Genomic DNA, 20,151 nt, shown 5'->3' on the forward strand with positions numbered 1-20,151 from the left:
TTTGCGCAAACCAAAACAATGTACAAAAAATGGCCGAAAAATTAATTGCCCCTTCAATGCTAGCTGCCGATTTTGGCAACCTTCAACGCGATACAGAAATGGTAAATAATAGCGATGCCGATTGGTTTCATATCGATGTTATGGACGGTCATTTTGTACCAAATATTTCTTATGGTATGCCAGTAATTGCTGCCATTAAAAAACATGCAACGAAACCATTGGATGTACATTTAATGATTGAAAAACCAGAACGCTATATTGAAGAATTTGCCAAAGTTGGTGCAGATATAATTACAGTGCATTATGAATCTACAGTACATTTACACAGAACATTGAGACAAATTAAAGATACAGGATGCAAAGCCGGTATAGTTCTAAATATTACTACACCACTTAATGTTTTAGAAGATATTTTACCTGAATGCTACATGATACTACTAATGTCTATAAATCCTGGTTTTGGTGGACAGAAATTTGAAGAAGTGACTTATAAACGTGTAAAAAAACTACGTCAAATGATTAATAACCAAGGACTAGATACGCGTATCGAAATCGATGGAGGTGTAACCGATAAAAACATTAAAAAATTGGCTGAAGCTGGCGCAGATACTTTCGTAGCTGGTAGCCATGTCTTTAAAAGCGATAATCCAACCGAGACAATTAAAAACTTAAAAGCCTTAGCTAACTCATAAAAAAAGTGCCTTGCGGCACTTTTTAATATTGATCAATTAAGTAGTTAATTAAGTCGGTTGTTGTAACAATACCCACTAAAATCCCATTATCTACAACAGGTAAGGCATGAAATTCTTTTGATGCTAAAATTTTCGCTACCTCTTTAATTGAAGTCTGAGAATCAACAGTGGTTACATTTTTAACCATGACTTGATCTATTGTAAACATATTATATACTAAAGTATCTACGTTGGCCTCAGATTCATCAACAGCATCTGCAAAGCTAATGCGCAATAAATCTGAATAACTTAACATACCAACTATTACTTCACCTGAAACTACAGGAATATGTCTTATCTTATGACGTTTAAATAATAACTCCGCTCTTTCTAAATCGTCAGTTCTATTGAGTGCTATAAGGTTTTTAGACATTATAGTGCTTACTGGTATTCTCTGTCTCATGATATACTGATTATAAGTTCACTATAAAATTACATGATAATACCCTTAAATATTATGATAAAAGTCATAGTGACCGAAATTACAATCTAGTTTTTAGATCCATAACCGTAATTATAACCATAATTGTAACCATAGCCATAAGATTTACTCGCTCCAACACTATTAATAACATAAGCCATATTTTTTAGCTTACCCACATCCTGTAGTTCTTTAGAAAACTTCAATAGATTCTTCTCAGTGTAATTTGCCCTAGTCAGATAAATTGTGGCATCTGCTAATTGAGAAATAAGCATAGTGTCCGTAACCAAAATAGTAGGAGCTGTATCTACAACTACATAATCATAGATTTCCTTTGCTTCTTCAATTAATTTTTTAAAACGACCGTTGGTGAGTAAATGTGCTGGATTTGGCGGTATACTTCCCGATAAGATAATTTGATGATTTGGGTGTTTTTCAAAGCCATCAATTAAGGCATCTTTCCAATCATAATTTACATCGTGAAGATAATTGGATAAACCTGGCTTTTGTTTATCTTCACTAATATATGTATGTATTTGTGGATTTCTTAAATCCGCACCTATAAGCAATACCTTTTTATTTATGCTCGAAAGTGCAAGAGACAAATTGAGACTTACATAAGTTTTCCCTTCACCTTTAATAGTAGATGTACAATAAATCACCTTACCATTTTCTCCATCCTTGATTGGTAATATATAATTTACATTAGAGCTTAAAATCCTAAAAGCTTCAGCTAAAGCACTACGGTCATTAGGATCGGTAAAAATAATATCCTTCTTCCTTTTTAAATCTGGTATCTCTCCTATAACAGGAATTTTAGAGGTCACTTTAATAATATCTTCCTTACTATGAAGCTTAGTATCGAACATAAACATAAAGTACAAAACACCAAACGGAATAAGCAACCCACCTAATAAAGCACCTGCGTAGACTATTCTTGGTTTGGGAGAAATAGGATACACCCCAGAAAGTGCGTTCTCAACAACTTTAATCGAAGGTTCCGTTATAGCTAAGTTAATAGCAGCTTCTTCTCGCTTTTGCAGTAGTAGGAGGTACAAACTCTCTTTAATTTTTTGTTGTCGTTGAATAGCTTTAAATAACCGTTCTTGCTCTGGTATTTTAGATACTTTACCTGACAATCTTTGATTTCTACCTTTAAGTTGCCTTAATGTGGTCTCTAGCTGTTTAGAATATGCTTTTAAAGATCTATTAATATTAGACTTTAAATCAAGTACTTGGCTTTCTGCCAATTTAACCAACGGATTATTGGATCCACCACCATTTGCAAGCTTATCCCTATTGATTACAGTTTGGTTATATTCTGATATCAATGCATTAATACTAGCATTTTCAATACCGATATTGGCAGGTAACAAATCTGATTCTGACGTACTGTTAAGTGAAGTATCCAATAACTTTGATAAAGACAATTGATTTTCTATTCTAAATACTTCTTCATCGGATTTAACACGTTGTTGTAACCCAAGTTCTGCATCTGTGGCTATATCTACTATATTATTTCTCTCTTTAAAAACTTCTTGATCTATCTCAATGGAATCCAATTCTTTAGCCAGATAAACAAATCGCTCATCTATAAAATCCAATGTTCTTTTAGAGACAAGTTGCCTATCATTAATACCGTCTCTGTTAAAGACGTCCATTAAGGTATTTAAAATTTTTTCAGATAGCTCTTTACTTTCTCCTTTAATTATTAATTTTAGTAAATCACTCTGATCTCCTATGGCTTCAACCTGAATTTTGGACTTTAAATCTAAAGACGTTTGCTTTATTGGGTTAAAATTAATTACGTATGCCTTACCTAACAGATAATTTTTAGACTCGTCATAATTAAGGTCTACATTAAAAGGTAAGTTATGTTCTTTATTGTTAGTTGAAAAACCAGAGAATGAGAACTCCATTTCAGTTTCTATATCAGTAATTAAAAGTCCGTCGCTTAAAATATTTAGCCTATAAGACATATTTTTCAAAATACTATCTTGTTTTATATTTTGTTCAAAACCAAAAGGAAGTATTTCTAATTGTGAAGCTTGTATAGTACCTTCTTCATAAAAACTCGTATTAAGATTCAATTCTCTTACAACACGATTCATAATCAGATAAGAAGATAATATCTCAATCTCATTCTCTAGGTTTATGTTGGTTCGCTTAAAAATAAATGCAGAAGTGGGTAATTCTAAACCTTCAGATTCATCTAATATCTTCACTTTTGAATAGGTTTCAAAAATACGTGGTGTGTACTTTAAATACAAATAAGCACTTACAAGCATAATTACCAAGGTTAAAGCAAACCATGGCCAATAGCGCAAATAGCGTCCAATTTCTTGCTTTAAATCTAGATTATCCTCTTCATTAAAAGCATTGGTATAATTAAATTGGTTTTCCATAAATTATCTTGTCAATAAAATGGTTACACTAAGCGCCAATGATGCAATTGTTAAAACAGTACCTATATTGCCAACAAAACCTGCGCTTTTAACTCTAGGGTTGTTAGGGTTGACTACTATAACATCATTGGGTTTAATGAAGTAAAAATCACTATTCATGAACGAAGAAGACGTTAAATCTATATGAGTCACCTTACGTATGCCATCAACTTCTCTTGTAATCAAGATATCATCACGCTTTCCGTTAATAGTTAAATCACCTGCGTAACCAAGTGCTTGAAGAAGTGTAATGTTCTGTTCTGTGAAAGTGTAAACTCCTGGTTGATTGACTTCGCCAAGGATAGTAACCTTAGCATTAATAAGACGCACATTAATAGTTGGGCTTAACAAATGTCCCCCAGAAATTAATTCATCTTTTATGGTCTCTTCTAATTGATGTGTGGTTTTATTTGCAGTAGAAATTTCACCTAAAACAGGAAACTTAATGGTATTATTTAAGGATACTAAGTACCCATCTAACTGAAGCAGCTGTATATTTTGAGGCAGCATTCCTTGAGAGCTATTCTTATTATAAGGAATAGCTGCTTCTGGTACTAAACTCTCAACGGTAATTTTCAAAATATCATTTGGCTGTATATTAGCAGACTCATAATTTACTTTACCGCTACCTTCCGTTATGGCATCTTGCATGTAGAGTACTTGTTTTTTTGTAGAGCAGGAGCTAACAAATACTATAATAAATAAAAGAGCAATTATTTTTATTCTCATTTAACCAATTGTTGTATATATCGCAAATATAACTGCATTTAGAGGACTAGCAAAAGCATTATACTATTTATATTCACACACCATATAATATTATAAATCCTAATTTAGCTGAGTAACTTTTTTATAGCAAATGGAAGTAAATACAGTATTGTACCGTATAATAATAGACAAATGATTTGTGTATTAAGATTAAGGTGCAATAAATTGAAAGCGATACAGATTATAATAATATTGATGTTACAAATCAGTATTGTCGTCATTAAATGGCTAAAACCACTTCTAATGAACCTATGGTGTATATGATTTTTATCTGCTTTGAAAGGACTAGTCTTATGTACTACTATTCTAATAAAAAAAACACGTAATGTATCTATAAGAGGGTAAAACAATAATGCAAAGGCTAAGGCTGGGGATGCTCTATAATAGTTTGAATCAACATTGGTCTGCGCCATATTGATAAAACTAATAGTAAAGAATGCTAACAAAAATCCTACTATCATAGAACCTGTATCTCCCATAAAAATTTTATTATTTCTAGAAAAATTTAACCTAAGAAATGCTATCGATGCTCCGCATAACGCTATGGCAATTGTTGCTAAACTCAAATCTTTTGCACTCACGAACAAATAGACAAATACCACACTAACACTAAACGCAAAAGTACCAGCTAAACCGTCTATACCATCTATAAGATTATAGGCATTTATGATTAAAATATAAACGAATAATGTAAATCCAATTGATATCCAATAGGGTAAAACATCAACATCTAAAATTGTGGAAAATCCAATAATTCGAGAGTCGGTAAATACAATTAATAATAGTGCTGCAAATAACTGACCTATAAACTTCTTTCTGGCAGACAGCACAGTTAAATCATCTTTTAGCCCAAGGAAAAATAGTATTGTTAACCCCCCCATAACCAACAATAAAACTTTTGTATTTAAAAATGCACCAACAATGGTCATTACAACAGTTATACTAAAGAATATTCCGATGCCACCTAGTGTAGGTGTCTTATCAGAATGTACACTTCTACTATCGGGCTCATCCATTAACCCCTTTTTATTAGACACATAGATTATTGTTGGAAAAGTCAGTGAAGCTATGATATAGGCTAAAACAAATGCGGATATTAACCAAATAATCACATTGTCTTCTGGAGTAAAACTTTCAAGTAATGTTTTAATCATAATGGTTGACTATTTAAAACATCTTAAGGGAATGCTTATTATATAAATTTAAATTGCAAGAATCACTAATATAGCGATACTTAATGGTTTCTATTACTTAATACTTAAGTCAACAATTTATATGCAATAGGGTTTCAACTATTCTATCGGCGGTTTTTCCGTCCCATAAAGGTATATCTTTTCCTGATTTCCACCTACCTGAAAACAACTTATTTAGATATTCTTTTAACTTTTTAGGATCTGTGCCAACTAACTCGTTAGTGCCTAATAATATAGTCTCTGGCCGCTCAGTATTGTCCCGTAATGTCATACATGGGACATTCATCACAGATGCCTCTTCGGTAATGCCGCCAGAATCCGTAATCACAGCTTTTGCATTTTCAACTAAATAGTTAAACTCTAAATAGCTTAAAGGTGCTACCGTGTGTAATCTTGGGTGGGAAATCTCTAAACGCTCAAGTATTTTTGCTGTTCTAGGATGTACAGGAAATACTAAAGGTAAATCTTGGGTATGATTAATAATCTCATCAATCATAGCTTTGAGCTGACTTTCTTCATCTACATTAGCTGGACGATGTAATGTCATTACAATATAAGCCTTTGGCTTTAGATCTAAAGTCTTCCAAATGGCTGGTGATATAAAGTTTGGCCTTTGCTTCAATAATGTATCAATCATTGTATTTCCTACATAGAAAATTTGATTTTCACTTACGCCACTCTCTTTTAAATTTTTATTTGCTAATTCAGAAGTTGTAAAAAAGTAATTGGTAATACTGTCCGTTACCAAACGATTTATCTCTTCTGGCATAGTCCAGTCATTAGACCTGATGCCAGCTTCGACATGAGCAACCTTTGTATGCAGTTTTTGTGCTACCAGTGCGCATGCCATCGTAGATGTTACGTCACCCACCACTAAAACCAAATCCGTAGGGTTGGTCATTAAGTCTTTTTCAAAATTTATCATTATAGCAGCCGTTTGTTCAGCTTGTGTACCGCCACTGCATTCTAAATTAACATGAGGTTCTGGAATTTGAAGCTGTTCAAAAAAACTGCCAGACATATTTTTATCATAGTGCTGACCTGTATGTACCAATCTAAAATCTATGGATTTACCATTAGCTTTAGCATCTTGTATAGCATGGATTATGGGAGCAATCTTCATGAAATTTGGTCGCGCTCCAGCAACGATGGTTAACTTATACATAATTTGATATGGATCCTTATTTAATAGTGAGCAAATGTAATCTAATAATCCTACAACAAATAGATTATTCTTATTTAAACTGCATATAAAACATAAATAATTTAACTGACACCATAGATCAATTTATTAATTTGAAAGCGAATTAATATTTGATTGAATGTTAACAAGTTTTGACGATCCAAATACGGCATAATTTAGTTTTAAGCTCTTTATAAATTTAGTGGACTTTTCAATATCTCCGCCTCCACTAGAAAATATGCTCATACCCATCAACTTATATTTATGAGTGCTGACGGCAAACTCATTGACACTTTCTTTATTTGGGAATACATTAAACCCGGATTGATTTATATTAAAACATATGGTTACATCTTCTTTATTTAAAACTTTAGATTTTTTAATGTATGAGTCTAAAATCAAAGGGTTAAGAGTAATTAATCCTGGCTTATAACCTTTTCTTCGTATCTCTTTAGAAAACGTTTCTAGCAAATCGAATCTTTTTAGCCCTAAGATTAAGTCTGTAACAATATTTTGGAGATAAACCGTACTTCCTTTAGTAAGGGATTTTGGAATCTCTAAGTTTACAGTTAATGGCATTAAATGTTTAACATTTTGAGTTATTACAAATTTTGGTAAGGTTCTTAACAAAAGCAGTATTGAAGTTTTTGAAATAAAAAATTTTAATAAGCTTAACATACCATTTTCATTGACCATTGATGCGTACTTGTGTGGGTAAGGAATACTGTAATGTATTTCTTCTTTGTTCATTGGGCTGTAGTTACTAATTAATTTATAACCCAAATCATTGGAATTAATCATAAACCCATCCAATCCTAAATCAATAGATTTTTTTATAAATTCCTCAATTTTGACCTCATCACCGAACTTTGTTTTTGACTGCAAACCTTTTTGCAAATCGTTATGATTAATACCAAAGAACTGATTATCTCCTAATATAAGCTTCATCACTCTAAAATTTGTTTCATTAAGTTATTTATTACAAGGGCATCTTGTATTGTACAGAGTGTATTTTGATTATTTATCAAATCTTCCATCTGTTTTGTAAAATCCACTCCTCTTAAATAAAATGGTATTTTCTGCTCTAATGCCACAACAGAAATCTTTTCTATCTCACCATCTTTTCTAATCTCAATTTTTTGTTGATCAAAATAAACCGAACTACCGTTTTTAAGTGCTAATTCAAAATTAAACATAGGTTTTCTAATTGTTTTATCCACCCAATTAAAATAAAAATTGAACTTTCGATCTTTTGAAGTAAGGTTAAATTTAACCTCATCATCAACGTCTGAAATATGAGATTTCATCTCCTTATAATTGACATCATAATCCTCTATCTCAAACAAATAATTATTTAAATCAAGAATATGTGATCCCATTTCATTTAACACACCTGAAAAAACGCCATTCCTCCAACCTTTTGGTTTATTCTCAATAGTATTACTTAAATATTGAGATTGACATTCTAAAATATCTGTTGGATTGATATTATTTTTCACCCAATGAATTATAGGGTTAAAGCGCAAAACATAGCCAATAAACACATTGTTTGCTTGGTTTGAATAGCTATAATTTGAATGTCCTCCAAATGGTTTTTCAACAAACACTATCTTGTCTCCTCTTTCTAAACATTTATCTACCAAACTTTCATGTACAAACGGTGGAGTAGTTATAAGGGTAATATCAAAAGGGTCAGATAATTTACGGTCGTTAGTAAGAAACCTTCCATTTATATTTCTTTTACTAAGAAAGTTCAAAATTTTATTCGGTTCAACGAAAGTAAACTCTGCATTCGGAACTAAATTATTTAAAATAACATAATGTGTAAGTCCCATCCTTCCAAGTCCATATATTAAAATTTTCATATCTATTTTTAAGTTATTTTTTTGACGAAATTAATAATAGCATTGTATTTATTAAAATAAGATGATCGTTTAATGAGTCTTGGTTTTGCTAACAAGCTCATTGAGTCGTCTATCAATTAAATCAAAAGCATCTAACCCTCTTTTTTTTAAATCATTAACCTCTGATTTATTATAATTTTCTAGAAAAGTCTCAATCATATTTACATTAGGTTTATAACTATGTCTAAGCATGCCTATTTCTATAAGATATTTATCTACTTCTAATAACTCCCCTTGATAGACAGAAAAGGTTGGTATGCATAAAAAAGCAAGCTCACGTGTCATTGAACCTCCTGCACCAATAAACAAACTTGTTTTATTTGCAATTTCCTCAAGACTCAAAGGACTCTCGTGTATTACTAGATTATTTAATTTCTGCTTTTTAAAATATATTGTCTGCTCATTACTCCTTGGAAGAATATTAACCTCATAGTTATTTGTTAATTCAGAAATAATAGGGTTCATAAATTCACTTTTACCTCTATAGTATTCAGCATTCCAAGGTTCAAGTCTGATAAAAATTTTTTTTATACCTGGAGGTTTGTTCTTGACATTTTTAAAATCGAGTTGAGAAAGATAAATGCCTTCTTTAATACCTGGGTAAAATTCAATATTATACTTCTGTGACCATTTTTTCTTCTCAGCTGTTCCGAGCAAAAATTCAGGCAAAATATTTAGGCTAGCAAATCTAAATGCTAAATAATTACCCTTGGCATGTTCGTTATCATTTAAATAGATCGATGGAAATTTTAATAATTTACAGACGATCGGTGAATAAAATGAGCTATGAGAAATGCCTATATCAGGTTTATTTCTCTTCAATATTTTACGAAGCAACCATACTCTTTTTGGAAAATACATTATTTTTTTTAATCTATTTTTTCCTGCATGACCACCAACTTCAACATAATCCCAATTATTCTGGCGAATTAGAGGTAAAGTATTAGAAAGGTCCCTTGCGGTTATAAAAATATCATGACCATCTAGCTTCCATTTAGCTATTAAAGGTTTAAAAAAATTTATGTGAGGTGAGTTGGTGAGGTCAATCCAAATTTTCATTATGTGATTCTTTTAAATTTTCAGTGAATGCTTTAAACATCCAAGCCTGTGCCCAACGCATGTAAGGAATTTTACTTGATATTCCTTTTTTTAATTGGTAGTAAAACTTACCCTCAGATGATTGCATATTATCTATTGTCCAATTTAAAACGTCATCTTTTAAACTCTTATATTGTGTTAGCAATTCTGTATGAGATAAGGTCACAATTAACTGAGCTGGCGAATGTGTATCTATTGGGTATACTTTGTTATGGTAGTATTTAGGTATTTTCTGATCGAGAAAGAAATTATTAACATAATAATCTAACCCCTTATTAAATGCTTCTAGAAATCTTCTATTACCTGTATGTTTCGATACCTTCCATATACATTCAAGATTAAACCCGGTATGAAAGCTATCTATCCAACTTTGCACTTTATCTTCCCCATAAATCCACGACCCATCCTCGTTCTGTTTTTTTATTATCGTCGCTGTAGATTGATTTGCTAGTTTAAGCCACTCCTTGTTTTCAATATGTGTATAACCTATAGCCAATAATTTTGCACCTAGTAAAGAAGCATTATACACTTGTGAATTATCTAAAGGAGAATAGGAAAAAATAAAATGATTTCCATCCAATTGGGTTCTGTTTAAGTCATTTACAACAAACTCACAAGAAGAAAGCGCACAGTCTAAGTACGCATTGTTTTTTGTTATTTCATATGATTTAAACAGGGCTTCACCACAAAAGGATGTCGCAACAACTGTAGGGGTAAATCGTGGTTGATAAAACACTCTGTTTTGCCAATCAAAATTATAGCCCCAACAGGCATTTTTATAACCTTTTGATCTAAGTTTAATCAACAAATCTGACAAGAAATTTATCTTATCTAATACTTCTTTCTCACTACCATATTTATTATTTCCGGATTTTGCAATTTCATACAGATTGCAATAACCATATAAAAACAAACTTATCCCTTTGGAATTATATTCCTTTGGCACTCTTAAAAGGCTCCTCAAATTTATTGGGTTTCTTTTAAATAATTGTATCCAGGCGAGTCTTGCAAATCGCCAATGCTTCAATGGAGTAGCTTGAAAAAGTTTTGAATTTAAACCGTCATAAGGGTCCCAACCTCTGAAGTTTTCTTCTTCACAATAACTCTTCAGCTTTTTAAAACTAGTATCAAATTTAGAATTCACTTTAGACATAATAATTGTTTGTAAATATCCATTAGTCTAGAACTTACAGCGTCCTTTGAGTAGTTTTTCGCCTTTATAATGTTGTTTTCCGAAATTGTATGATAAGTATTAGGGTTTAATAGGCTTACTATTGCTTCAGCATACCATTCAGGTTCTAAACTATTAGTTAAATAACCATTAATCTTATGCTCTACTTGATCTGGTATACCTGCATTAATTCGAGATACTATGGGCAATCCACTACCCATTGCCTCAAGTATTGCATTTGGCAACCCCTCACCATAATAGGTTGGGAATAATAATATATGTGATTTATTAAACAGTGTCTCTTTATCCTTTCCATAGACAGAACCTAATATATGACAGTTAGATACATTTTTTTCTTTAACATACTTTACCAAATCATCTCGTATTTCTCCATCGCCGGCAATATATAAATTTACATGCGATAAATTATGATGTGTTTGAATTAATTTTAAGGCATCAATTGCTATATAAACGCCCTTCTCTTTAACCAATCTAGAGATAAATAAGAGGTGAATTTCTTCACTATCATCAATCGATTTTGGTTCTGTTTTTTGATATTCTGATAATGTTGTTTCAATTATAACTTTCTTGGCATATCCAAGTTTTTGAACCTTTTGCTTAAATGTACTACCCAGAACGATAAATAAATCGCTCTTACACCAGATTAACTTGAATATTTGATTGTAGATGCGGTTAGACTGTACTTCCTTTTCGAAATCATTATTCCAACCTCTAATAAAAACAATCACTTTTTTCCCACATAATAATGAAATAGCAATTAGACCACTCTCTCTTAAAAACGATTTTTTAAGGAAAGAAGGATTGACATGGACAATTTTAAACTTAAATAGTTGAAATAAAAAAGAAATGTTTCTTTCTATAAGTCTTAAAACAGTGTTTTTAAAAATGCCCCCATTAATATTAAAATAGGAAACCTCCTTATGCTTATCTAGTTTTAAAGTCTTATAGTAATTTGCTACGCCACCAGGCAAGCTTAGATCTGGAACAACAATGAGTACTTTTTTCATAACTATACTTTAAGAACTTATTGTTGATCTACTATAAAGTTTTCAATGGCTAGAGCCATTTCGATTTCTAATACCGTCTTTTCCTCAACACAAAGCCACTCATTACCTTTTAATGTAAAATAATATGGAGAGGTATCTAGGGTATGTGTACCAAATTGAAGTGCTTGAAATTCAATTAAAAAAAACTCGCTACCGTTAAAGGCAACATCCATAGCAAAAAATGGTAATTTTTGATATTCAAAAAATTTCATTGCAAAATTTAGCATCCCTTCAGGTAAATCTTTGGTATAATTAATAAGACCACTCCCGCTCGCTCTAAAATCATTTTTCTTAACTTTCCGTTCTAAGACATAATATTTTTTTCCAAAAACTAATATTTTATAGTCTCTATCCATGCCTGGCACTAGATTTTGCACTATAAATTTCCTTCTATATTTAGACTCTTTTCTGTAACCTTTATGTTTTATTGATCTTAAAACATCTTTTAGATCGTACCAAAAATTTTTACTTACTGAATATGACTTAGTTTTCTTTAACGCCTCCTTTTTATTTCTTATTAGCGTAACACCTTTACTCGTTGCGCCAAAAGCACTCTTAAGAACTACAGGGTAAGAATATGAATCAGCATATGTTTTAAATTCTTCGTAGGTACCGAAATAATCAGATTTAATATTTTTTAATCCTTTCAATGGCATCGCATCTCTCATAATCTCCATAAACAACTTGTTATGATGTGCTCTTAAGTATTTATAACCTGGGATAACCTCTGCTCCAATCATCTCTAAGCCTAAAATTATATCCTCAACAAAACTTTTGTAAAACAGATTTTGATCTTCCTGACTGGTGTAAAGAAAAATTTTATCATTGTAAAATGCACTATCTCTAAAATCAATATCCATGTAAGATAAAAACATTATTTTGCGATTAAACTTTTTGAACTCTTCCTTTAGAAGCTCTTTATCTACACCGCTTTTATAAGGGCTCGCACTCCATTTATAAGAAAACCTACTGTTATAATCTACTAAAAAAACTATGGTTTTGTTCTTATTATCCATTTACATCTTTTTCTAATATACTAATCACCACTTCTCTGTGTACCCTACTTCTTATTGCATTTAATAGAATGGCCTTTTTCATTGGGCTATAAAACAAATTTGAAATAGGTATATAAGAATTAATCTTTCTTATTATTTTATTATGCCCTCTAAACACACTGTAATATAATGACCTGTATTTTTTTATAAAATTATCCCATGAAGTACTGATGAAATTTGCGTCTAGTACATTCTTTTGCATTTCAATAGATTGCTGTCTAAACAATTTTTCTTCTTCTTTATCCAACCTTCTAATCCCTGGGAAAGTTTGTTTAAATGGTATTTGATTAATATTAATATCACCATTGTCAAGCAGTTTAACTTTAATTAAAAAACCCAGCTTCCAATTATCAGAATTCCTATTCGCATAGTCAAACATTAAATTACCCTGACCATAGAAAATATTTGATTTTTTATAGCGCTCCCAAGCACCACAAATATGAGAATGTTGACAAATCACCAAATCAGCTCCAACATCGCATATATATCTACAGATTTTTTGTAAATCAGGTGATGGATATTTATAATGCTCTTTGCCTTCATGTAATATAACAATAGTGTAATCTACTTTATTTTTTATCTCTAAGAGCTGCAAAGTAAGCTCGCAGAGATCTAGAGGATTGGCACCAGCTTCATTATCATTAGCTATACCAAACTCTGTATCTGACATAGATATTACGGCTACTTTTTTGCTCGTTTCTGAAATGAAAGGTTGTTTTGCAGTTTTTAGGTTTACACCTGCTCCTACAGTTTTAATATTATTACTTTCACAGACCTCTAAAGTATCTATTACACCTTCTTCCGAGAAATCACCAATATGATTATTTGCCAAACTTACTAAATGAACTTTAGATGTATTAATTGACTTTGCGGCAGATACAGCACCCTTAATATTTGGGCCAGATTTTAAAATTTTTTTAGAAGAATCAGTTAATGGCACTTCTAGATTAATGATATTTAAGTCTGATTCATTAAACTCATTTTGTAAGTCACAAAACACTTCAGAGTTGCCATTAAAGTGATTTTCATTTGTATTAATAGGGCAAACATCGCCTCCAATAATTATTTTCATACTATATTTTTTACCTACTACTTAAGCACTAGTGCTCTTATTGAATATAATATATTAAAAACAGTATCAATTATAAACATTTTACGTTTACCAGATGAGCTATACAAATCTGTATACTTAGCTATAGCTTCATTAACATTAAAATAATTATTGAACCAGAGCTTTGAATGAACTCGGCTTTTAGATTTAATAACATTAAGTATGTTTTCTAAATTTATTGTACTGTTATAATTATTTACTCTTGTTCTGGGTGAAAAATTAGTTTCAAATACTTGATTAAAATTATCAGCATCAACAAGTAATGGATAATCTTCATCTTTATAAGGCACTAACATTGTTTTATCTAAACTTGCTGCTTCCATAAAATTACGACCCGTACCTATAATAAAATCCCCGACATTAATCAACTGACTTGCCTTTTTTGTAAACATGTCTTCTATTTCCACAATCACATGTTCGGTCATATTTTGCTGATCAATATAAGCAAGTATATTCTCATAAACTTCTTCGTTTTGTATCGTACCAAGAATAATTAATTTCACCTCACAACCTTGCTCAATTAACCACCTTACTAAATTTACACCTTGAAGAATCGAATTATGATAATGATACCCTATTCTTGCAATTCTCAAAATAGTGGTTTCTTCTTTCATCGAGTACTTTTTATTAAAAGCCTCAACCCTTTCATTATCTACTTCAACAGGTAGTACCCTATTAGGAATCAGGTTAATTCTAACATTTTTATATCCCTTCTGTAATTCAAAAAAACTTCTGTTCTCATAACTAAAAAGTACTAGATTATTTGCTTTGGGATAATAGCGTTTTGGATTAGGACCACCACATTTATTAAGGTAGTTTGGCTGTTTGAGAGACCTAGAAAGCAATCTTCCAAAAGCAAAAGACTCAACATCAAAAGCATGAACAGCCTTAGGGCAAATATCTTTAACTAGCTTTTTAAGCTGAGAATACACTTTAAGAAAATTATATCCATTATATTTCACAAATGATATTTTATAGTTACTTGCATCTAAGGAAACTGATTGTTGTACACCCACATTAATCACATGGACATCATTACTATTACCCATAGCATTTGCAATAGTATTTAAACTATGAAAATGACCTCCCTTGCCATGCCCTTTTGTAGTTATTAAATAAACTATTTTCATTTTAGAATATTTATTTGTGGCCGTAATTTCCCATTCTACTTAATATTTGTACCCTATTGGTTTCTAATATAACTAGAGTGATTACCGCGTATATCATTTCTGCAGCAAACAGATTAACAGAGTACGAACAACCAAGACCTACCACTACTAACCATATAAGCAGCACTAAACCATTATATGTTCCTTTAAAAAACAGGAAAAGCTTTAATACACGATAAAAAAAGAAAATAATCGCAATAAGTCCTATAATACCATAGTTAAAAAAAAACTCCATAAAATCGCTATGCGCTACAATACTATGGCCAATGGTTTTTTGAAAAAAATCTACCGTAGCATAGAAACCATTACCAAATAATAAAATCAATGGGCTGTCATTATTAAACATCTCATCTATTAAAAGGGTGAACATTCTTGCTCTACCAGAACCAGCAGTTTCAACACTTTCAAAGTCATTTAGACGAGTCAAAAAGACGTCCATATTTGACATAAAGTAATATGCCGCTATACCAACAATACAAATACCAAGAATCAACTTAAGGAGTTTTTTTTCTTTTACCTTAAATAGTATATAAAAATAGTATATCAGAAAAGCTATGCTGAATGCTAATAAAGCCCCTCGTTTAAAGGCTAAAACTATACCAATAGCTGTGAGAAGTATTAAAACGTAGGTAAACCTATTTTTTACTAGTAAAACCAGTGGAAATAATTTTAACAAGTGATAAGAATTATTGGACACAAAAAAGGTTTTTGAGCCTTTATACAAATCTCTGTTAGAGAAATCCCTTAAGATTACAAAAAAATAAATCACCACCAACGAAACAACTAAAATAATAAGATGTTTTTTAGTAATTAAACCTGTGAGAATTGCATAATAAAAGAAAAAATAGCCTGTAATCCAATAGAATATTTTCACTAAGGGAAAAATATTTTTAAAAACTAAATCGAGGTGAAATAAACTAATACCACCAAATACAATTATGAAAAAATTTAAGGCATTTCCTGTAATGGGTCGAGGCATTTTAACCCCTTTCAATCTTAAGTTAATAATATAACCCAGCATTACACCAAAAAAAGCAGCTCTACCGATTTGCGGTACAATTCTATCTACATTATCGCCTTTTGAAGGATACAAAAAGTCAAAAAACGACAACAATATGAAGAAAAGTACAAAAGCAAGTCCTTTTTGTGATCTTGTTATACCCATTTAATTTTGATTACTCTGTAAAGTATCTGTAAAGTACTATTAGTTTTTAAATTTATATTATTCGTTGTTCTACTACCAAATCAACGTTAAAATATTCTTTAACCTTCGCTTTGGTATGTCTAATAATTTCGAGGATATCCTCACCAGTTGCATTATCTATATTTACAATAAAACCACTATGCTTTCTAGAAACTTCTGCACCACCAACCCTATAACCTTTAAGTCCCAACTGATCTAGCATTGGCCCAACGAAATGTCCTGGTGGTCTCTTATATACGCTACCACAATTGGGATATTCTCTTGGTTGCTTAGCCCATCGTCTTGTTTTAGAAGCCTCCATAACATCCTTTATAATAGAAGCATCTCCGAACTCTAGCTGAAACCAAGCACTTAGGATTATTTTATCATTTCGTTTTTGAAATAAACTAGTACGATATGATAATTCTAAATTTTCACTATTCGCCTCTTTAATTTTCATTTCTGATAAATCCAAATAACGAACTTTACTCAAAATAGTTTTTGTCTCCCCTTCTTTAGTACCAGCATTCATAACTACTGCACCACCCACAGAACTTGGTATATCATAAAAAAACTCTGCACCAGAAAGGCTGTTTTGCTGCGCAAGCATACTAACTTCATAAATGGTAGCTCCGGCTTGTGCCTCAATCGTATTTGAACTACTATCTAATTTAAGGGCATTAAAATTACCATTAAAAATGATAAAATCTTTATCATAGTATTCTTTAGATAGTATAACATTATGTCCACTACCCAAAAGCACAAAGTCTTTCTTAGTATCATACAGCTTAACAACATCTGCTTCACTTTCTGGGAAAAAAGCAGTTTTACAGATGGCATTTACCTTATAGGCATTGTAATTTGTTAAACTAAAATCTCTATAAGCTTTCATCACCTAATGCTTTCTTTTATTAAAAATCTGAACTAATGGATTAAAATCTGACTTTTTATAACCTAGAATAGCTTTTACTGGGATATTCACCTCAATACTATAAAAGTGAATAAAAAGTAAGGTTGCTAGACTATAACTTATTGTAGATGCCAATGCAGCACCAGAAGCTCCTTGCTTCGGTATCAATATAAAGTTTAAAACAATATTGATTAATAAAGCTGGTATCATAGCCTTTAATGACACCCATGGTTTACCTTTACCAGAAAGGTCCATATTTATAACCTTAAATATGGTAAGTAAAACTACACCTGGTAATAATACATTTAAAACTAATACACTATTAATAAAAGCTTCCCCATACATTAGTACTATAATTTGCTCTGATAGTAAAAACAAGAACAACGCTCCAACTGCAATAATCAAAATAGAAAGCCTTAGTAATTGAACCACTTTTAAAGAAAAAGCTTTTTCATTTTTCGAGATTGCACTTCTTGCAAATACTATTGTACTAAGTAACATTGGGATTTGCCATAAATACTCTGTGACACTGACACCTTTAGAATAAATACCTGTTTCGTAGGCACTACTTAGTTTGTCTAATAAGATAACATCAATTCTATAGTTTAGATTTATAATCATTAAAGCAAGAGCATAAATAGAACCCAAAGACAGCATTCGTTTAATTATTAACCAATTGAATTTTAATACAAAAGACTTTATAAATTTATTTTTAAACAACAATATTAAGCTTATAAAAGTCGGTCCAGCTATCATAGCTATTAAATAACCTGAAATTCCAAATGACAGCCAAATTACAAGAATAGCCGTAACCAATAATATTATAGCAGTTGGTATCCAATTGATTTTATTAAAGCTACCTATTTCGTTTTTACCTAAAAAAATTCCTGAATTGTATATATTAAAAAGCTTAAAAGGAATTGGCATTAAAGCTAACATTACTAACCACAAATTTTCACCAGATTTGCTGAAGTATCTCATGAGTAGAAAACATACCACAATACTAAATACTGCTGTAAATAACCAAATCTGTGTTATAGCTTTTTTTATCTCATCCTCACTAAAAATTCCTTTCCCCAAAAAATAAGTAGTAGATTGCCTAATTCCTAACGAGCCAATCGACATAAATAATGACGGATACACCAATAAAGCAGCAATTGTACCATTTTTATCGGGACCTAAAACTCTAGCAATTATTATAGAGGTCGTTAATCCAAAAACTATTATTAAGAATTTCGAAGCACCTACACTAAAAACATCTTTAAAGAAAGAATTCAAAATAAAATCATATAATTATATAGATACTCCAAGTCCGGCTAATTTACCATGAAGATTTTCATAACCCCTACCTATTTGCCAAGCATTGTCAATTTCAGTTTCTCCTTCTGCGGTCAAGCCTGCTAATAACAATGCAATTCCTGCTCTTAAGTCTAAAGCTTTTACTTTGGCTCCATGTAGTGGGTTACCGCCATGTATTTTTAATAGACTACCATCAATTTCGTATGCCATACCCATTTTTGCCAATTCTTCAGCATAACCATAACGTCCAGGAAATCTTAAATCAATTATACGCGATTCGCCTTTAGATACAGCTCCGAAAACGGCAAACAATGGTTGCATGTCTGAGTTAATCCCAGGGTATGGGCCTGTACTTATATCAATAGGATAAGCCTCGCCACCTCTTACAACTAAAGAATTTTCTCCTCTATAAAATTTCATACCGCTTTCTCTGAGATGTACCAAGGGCACCTCAAGATGGTCAAATGGGAAATCTAAAATTTCAATATCACCATTTGTAACCACAGCTCCTATTGCCCAGGTTAAAGCTTCCATATTATCTGGTATAACACTATGCTTAACACCATTTAGTTTTCCCACTCCCTCTATAACAATACACTTTTGCCCAAAAACCTTAATTTTTGCTCCCATTTTGTTTAACATCGCAATAAGATTAATAATTTCAGGCCGTATATGAGGATTCCAAACCGTGGTTTTACCAACAGCCAAGGTAGCACAAAGTATAGCATTTTCCGTTGCACCTGTAGATCGCATTGGTAAATGTATATTTCCGCCAACCAATTTACCTTTTGCTTTAGTACAGAGATAACCGTCTTCTTCCCATACTTTTACTCCCATTTGCTCTAATAGCATTACATGTAAATCGTATTTACGATCACCCAGTTTGCAGCCACCAGGCAGCGGTACTTTACCTTCACCAAATCGTGTCGTTAATGCACCTAATATTAACAATGAGTTTCTTATGGAACGTTCATCCCAAAGTAATTCCGGGTTAATTGCATTTTCAGTGATTTTTAAATATCTATCACCTTCAACACACGTTTTTCCCATTGTATTAAGCATTTTGACATGCACTTGCATATCTAGCAATCCATTTGGTGCATTATATATTTCTACAGGCTCCTCTGTAAGTACCGATGCGGTTAACAATTTTAGTGCACTATTCTTAGCACCACTAAGTCTTACTTGCCCCTTAAGTTGAGATTTATTAACTATAATGTTATCCATTAAAATATTCTTAAATTTAAGTACAAAAAGTTCAGACAGTTAATGCTTTTGTATCGATTGCAAATCTAAAATAAATCCAAGACTATGCTATTCATTTAAAAGAATTAAATCAACATTATTTAATATTTTTTTATTTCGTAAGAAAAGTTCTTCTTAAATAATCAAACCAAACTAGGATTTTTAAACACAAACCATTATATTTGTGTTAGTTAAACTA

General features: G+C 31.5%; 18 protein-coding genes. 1 reads left to right on the forward strand and 17 read right to left on the reverse strand.

Features of this window, described 5'->3' with window-relative positions; translation table 11 throughout:
• Window positions 1-29: 29 nt before the first annotated feature.
• On the forward strand, window positions 30-692 hold the full coding sequence (rpe, locus tag KCG49_RS08555; RefSeq protein WP_218545851.1) for a ribulose-phosphate 3-epimerase: 663 nt from the start codon (window positions 30-32) through the stop codon (window positions 690-692).
• A gap of 22 nt (window positions 693-714) precedes the next feature.
• Here rpe and KCG49_RS08560 read toward each other — a convergent pair whose 3' ends face one another.
• The 17 genes from KCG49_RS08560 to KCG49_RS08640 form a co-directional block, all read right to left on the reverse strand.
• Window positions 715-1,134, reverse strand: coding sequence for a CBS domain-containing protein (locus KCG49_RS08560; RefSeq protein WP_218545852.1), 420 nt, complete (start codon window positions 1,132-1,134; stop codon window positions 715-717).
• 86 nt (window positions 1,135-1,220) lie between these two features.
• On the reverse strand, window positions 1,221-3,557 hold the full coding sequence (locus tag KCG49_RS08565) for a GumC family protein (RefSeq protein ID WP_218545853.1): 2,337 nt from the start codon (window positions 3,555-3,557) through the stop codon (window positions 1,221-1,223).
• 3 nt (window positions 3,558-3,560) lie between these two features.
• On the reverse strand, window positions 3,561-4,325 hold the full coding sequence (locus tag KCG49_RS08570) for a polysaccharide biosynthesis/export family protein (RefSeq protein WP_218545855.1): 765 nt from the start codon (window positions 4,323-4,325) through the stop codon (window positions 3,561-3,563).
• A 104-nt stretch (window positions 4,326-4,429) separates the two neighbouring features.
• Window positions 4,430-5,518 (reverse strand): MraY family glycosyltransferase, encoded by a 1,089-nt coding sequence (locus KCG49_RS08575; protein WP_218545857.1) that lies wholly within the window; start codon window positions 5,516-5,518, stop codon window positions 4,430-4,432.
• A gap of 109 nt (window positions 5,519-5,627) precedes the next feature.
• Window positions 5,628-6,722, reverse strand: coding sequence for a non-hydrolyzing UDP-N-acetylglucosamine 2-epimerase (wecB, locus tag KCG49_RS08580; RefSeq protein WP_218545858.1), 1,095 nt, complete (start codon window positions 6,720-6,722; stop codon window positions 5,628-5,630).
• 126 nt (window positions 6,723-6,848) lie between these two features.
• Window positions 6,849-7,688: a hypothetical protein gene (locus tag KCG49_RS08585; RefSeq protein WP_218545860.1), complete on the reverse strand. Its 840-nt coding sequence runs from the start codon at window positions 7,686-7,688 to the stop codon at window positions 6,849-6,851.
• On the reverse strand, window positions 7,688-8,605 hold the full coding sequence (locus KCG49_RS08590) for a Gfo/Idh/MocA family oxidoreductase (RefSeq protein ID WP_218545862.1): 918 nt from the start codon (window positions 8,603-8,605) through the stop codon (window positions 7,688-7,690). The genes KCG49_RS08585 and KCG49_RS08590 overlap by 1 nt, the downstream gene beginning before the upstream one ends.
• Window positions 8,606-8,674: 69 nt before the next feature.
• Window positions 8,675-9,703 carry a DUF354 domain-containing protein gene (locus KCG49_RS08595; protein ID WP_218545863.1) on the reverse strand — a complete coding sequence of 343 codons (1,029 nt, stop codon included), beginning with the start codon at window positions 9,701-9,703 and terminating at the stop codon, window positions 8,675-8,677.
• On the reverse strand, window positions 9,687-10,895 hold the full coding sequence (locus tag KCG49_RS08600; RefSeq protein ID WP_218545865.1) for a delta-aminolevulinic acid dehydratase: 1,209 nt from the start codon (window positions 10,893-10,895) through the stop codon (window positions 9,687-9,689). The genes KCG49_RS08595 and KCG49_RS08600 overlap by 17 nt, the downstream gene beginning before the upstream one ends.
• Window positions 10,883-11,941: a glycosyltransferase family 4 protein gene (locus KCG49_RS08605; RefSeq protein WP_218545867.1), complete on the reverse strand. Its 1,059-nt coding sequence runs from the start codon at window positions 11,939-11,941 to the stop codon at window positions 10,883-10,885. Before KCG49_RS08605 ends, KCG49_RS08600 begins: the two co-directional genes overlap by 13 nt.
• 17 nt (window positions 11,942-11,958) lie before the next feature.
• Window positions 11,959-12,996 (reverse strand): ATP-grasp domain-containing protein, encoded by a 1,038-nt coding sequence (locus KCG49_RS08610; RefSeq protein ID WP_218545869.1) that lies wholly within the window; start codon window positions 12,994-12,996, stop codon window positions 11,959-11,961.
• Window positions 12,989-14,107: a CapA family protein gene (locus tag KCG49_RS08615; protein ID WP_218545870.1), complete on the reverse strand. Its 1,119-nt coding sequence runs from the start codon at window positions 14,105-14,107 to the stop codon at window positions 12,989-12,991. Before KCG49_RS08615 ends, KCG49_RS08610 begins: the two co-directional genes overlap by 8 nt.
• Window positions 14,108-14,124: 17 nt before the next feature.
• Entirely contained in the window at window positions 14,125-15,276 is a 1,152-nt protein-coding gene (locus KCG49_RS08620; protein WP_218545872.1) for a glycosyltransferase, read from the reverse strand.
• A 10-nt stretch (window positions 15,277-15,286) separates the two neighbouring features.
• Window positions 15,287-16,480 carry an O-antigen ligase family protein gene (locus KCG49_RS08625; protein WP_218545874.1) on the reverse strand — a complete coding sequence of 398 codons (1,194 nt, stop codon included), beginning with the start codon at window positions 16,478-16,480 and terminating at the stop codon, window positions 15,287-15,289.
• Between the two features lie 52 nt (window positions 16,481-16,532).
• Window positions 16,533-17,390, reverse strand: a complete 858-nt coding sequence (murB, locus tag KCG49_RS08630; protein ID WP_218545876.1) for a UDP-N-acetylmuramate dehydrogenase — start codon at window positions 17,388-17,390, stop codon at window positions 16,533-16,535.
• A gap of 3 nt (window positions 17,391-17,393) precedes the next feature.
• Window positions 17,394-18,686 (reverse strand): oligosaccharide flippase family protein, encoded by a 1,293-nt coding sequence (locus tag KCG49_RS08635; protein WP_218545877.1) that lies wholly within the window; start codon window positions 18,684-18,686, stop codon window positions 17,394-17,396.
• Between the two features lie 15 nt (window positions 18,687-18,701).
• Window positions 18,702-19,934 carry a UDP-N-acetylglucosamine 1-carboxyvinyltransferase gene (locus KCG49_RS08640; RefSeq protein ID WP_218545879.1) on the reverse strand — a complete coding sequence of 411 codons (1,233 nt, stop codon included), beginning with the start codon at window positions 19,932-19,934 and terminating at the stop codon, window positions 18,702-18,704.
• Window positions 19,935-20,151: the final 217 nt, after the last annotated feature.

This window comes from Winogradskyella luteola (assembly GCF_019203985.1).
In the GTDB taxonomy this organism is placed as follows: domain Bacteria; phylum Bacteroidota; class Bacteroidia; order Flavobacteriales; family Flavobacteriaceae; genus Winogradskyella; species Winogradskyella luteola.

Bases quoted from the DNA above. Each gene is read 5' to 3' on its own strand.
- rpe (WP_218545851.1), top strand. From the start codon at position 30: ATGGCCGAAAAATTAATTGCCCCTTCAATGCTAGCTGCCGATTTTGGC.
- KCG49_RS08560 (WP_218545852.1), bottom strand. From the start codon at position 1,134: ATGAGACAGAGAATACCAGTAAGCACTATAATGTCTAAAAACCTTATA.
- KCG49_RS08565 (WP_218545853.1), bottom strand. From the start codon at position 3,557: ATGGAAAACCAATTTAATTATACCAATGCTTTTAATGAAGAGGATAAT.
- KCG49_RS08570 (WP_218545855.1), bottom strand. From the start codon at position 4,325: ATGAGAATAAAAATAATTGCTCTTTTATTTATTATAGTATTTGTTAGC.
- KCG49_RS08575 (WP_218545857.1), bottom strand. From the start codon at position 5,518: ATGATTAAAACATTACTTGAAAGTTTTACTCCAGAAGACAATGTGATT.
- wecB (WP_218545858.1), bottom strand. From the start codon at position 6,722: ATGTATAAGTTAACCATCGTTGCTGGAGCGCGACCAAATTTCATGAAG.
- KCG49_RS08585 (WP_218545860.1), bottom strand. From the start codon at position 7,688: ATGAAGCTTATATTAGGAGATAATCAGTTCTTTGGTATTAATCATAAC.
- KCG49_RS08590 (WP_218545862.1), bottom strand. From the start codon at position 8,605: ATGAAAATTTTAATATATGGACTTGGAAGGATGGGACTTACACATTAT.
- KCG49_RS08595 (WP_218545863.1), bottom strand. From the start codon at position 9,703: ATGAAAATTTGGATTGACCTCACCAACTCACCTCACATAAATTTTTTT.
- KCG49_RS08600 (WP_218545865.1), bottom strand. From the start codon at position 10,895: ATGTCTAAAGTGAATTCTAAATTTGATACTAGTTTTAAAAAGCTGAAG.
- KCG49_RS08605 (WP_218545867.1), bottom strand. From the start codon at position 11,941: ATGAAAAAAGTACTCATTGTTGTTCCAGATCTAAGCTTGCCTGGTGGC.
- KCG49_RS08610 (WP_218545869.1), bottom strand. From the start codon at position 12,996: ATGGATAATAAGAACAAAACCATAGTTTTTTTAGTAGATTATAACAGT.
- KCG49_RS08615 (WP_218545870.1), bottom strand. From the start codon at position 14,107: ATGAAAATAATTATTGGAGGCGATGTTTGCCCTATTAATACAAATGAA.
- KCG49_RS08620 (WP_218545872.1), bottom strand. From the start codon at position 15,276: ATGAAAATAGTTTATTTAATAACTACAAAAGGGCATGGCAAGGGAGGT.
- KCG49_RS08625 (WP_218545874.1), bottom strand. From the start codon at position 16,480: ATGGGTATAACAAGATCACAAAAAGGACTTGCTTTTGTACTTTTCTTC.
- murB (WP_218545876.1), bottom strand. From the start codon at position 17,390: ATGAAAGCTTATAGAGATTTTAGTTTAACAAATTACAATGCCTATAAG.
- KCG49_RS08640 (WP_218545879.1), bottom strand. From the start codon at position 19,934: ATGGATAACATTATAGTTAATAAATCTCAACTTAAGGGGCAAGTAAGA.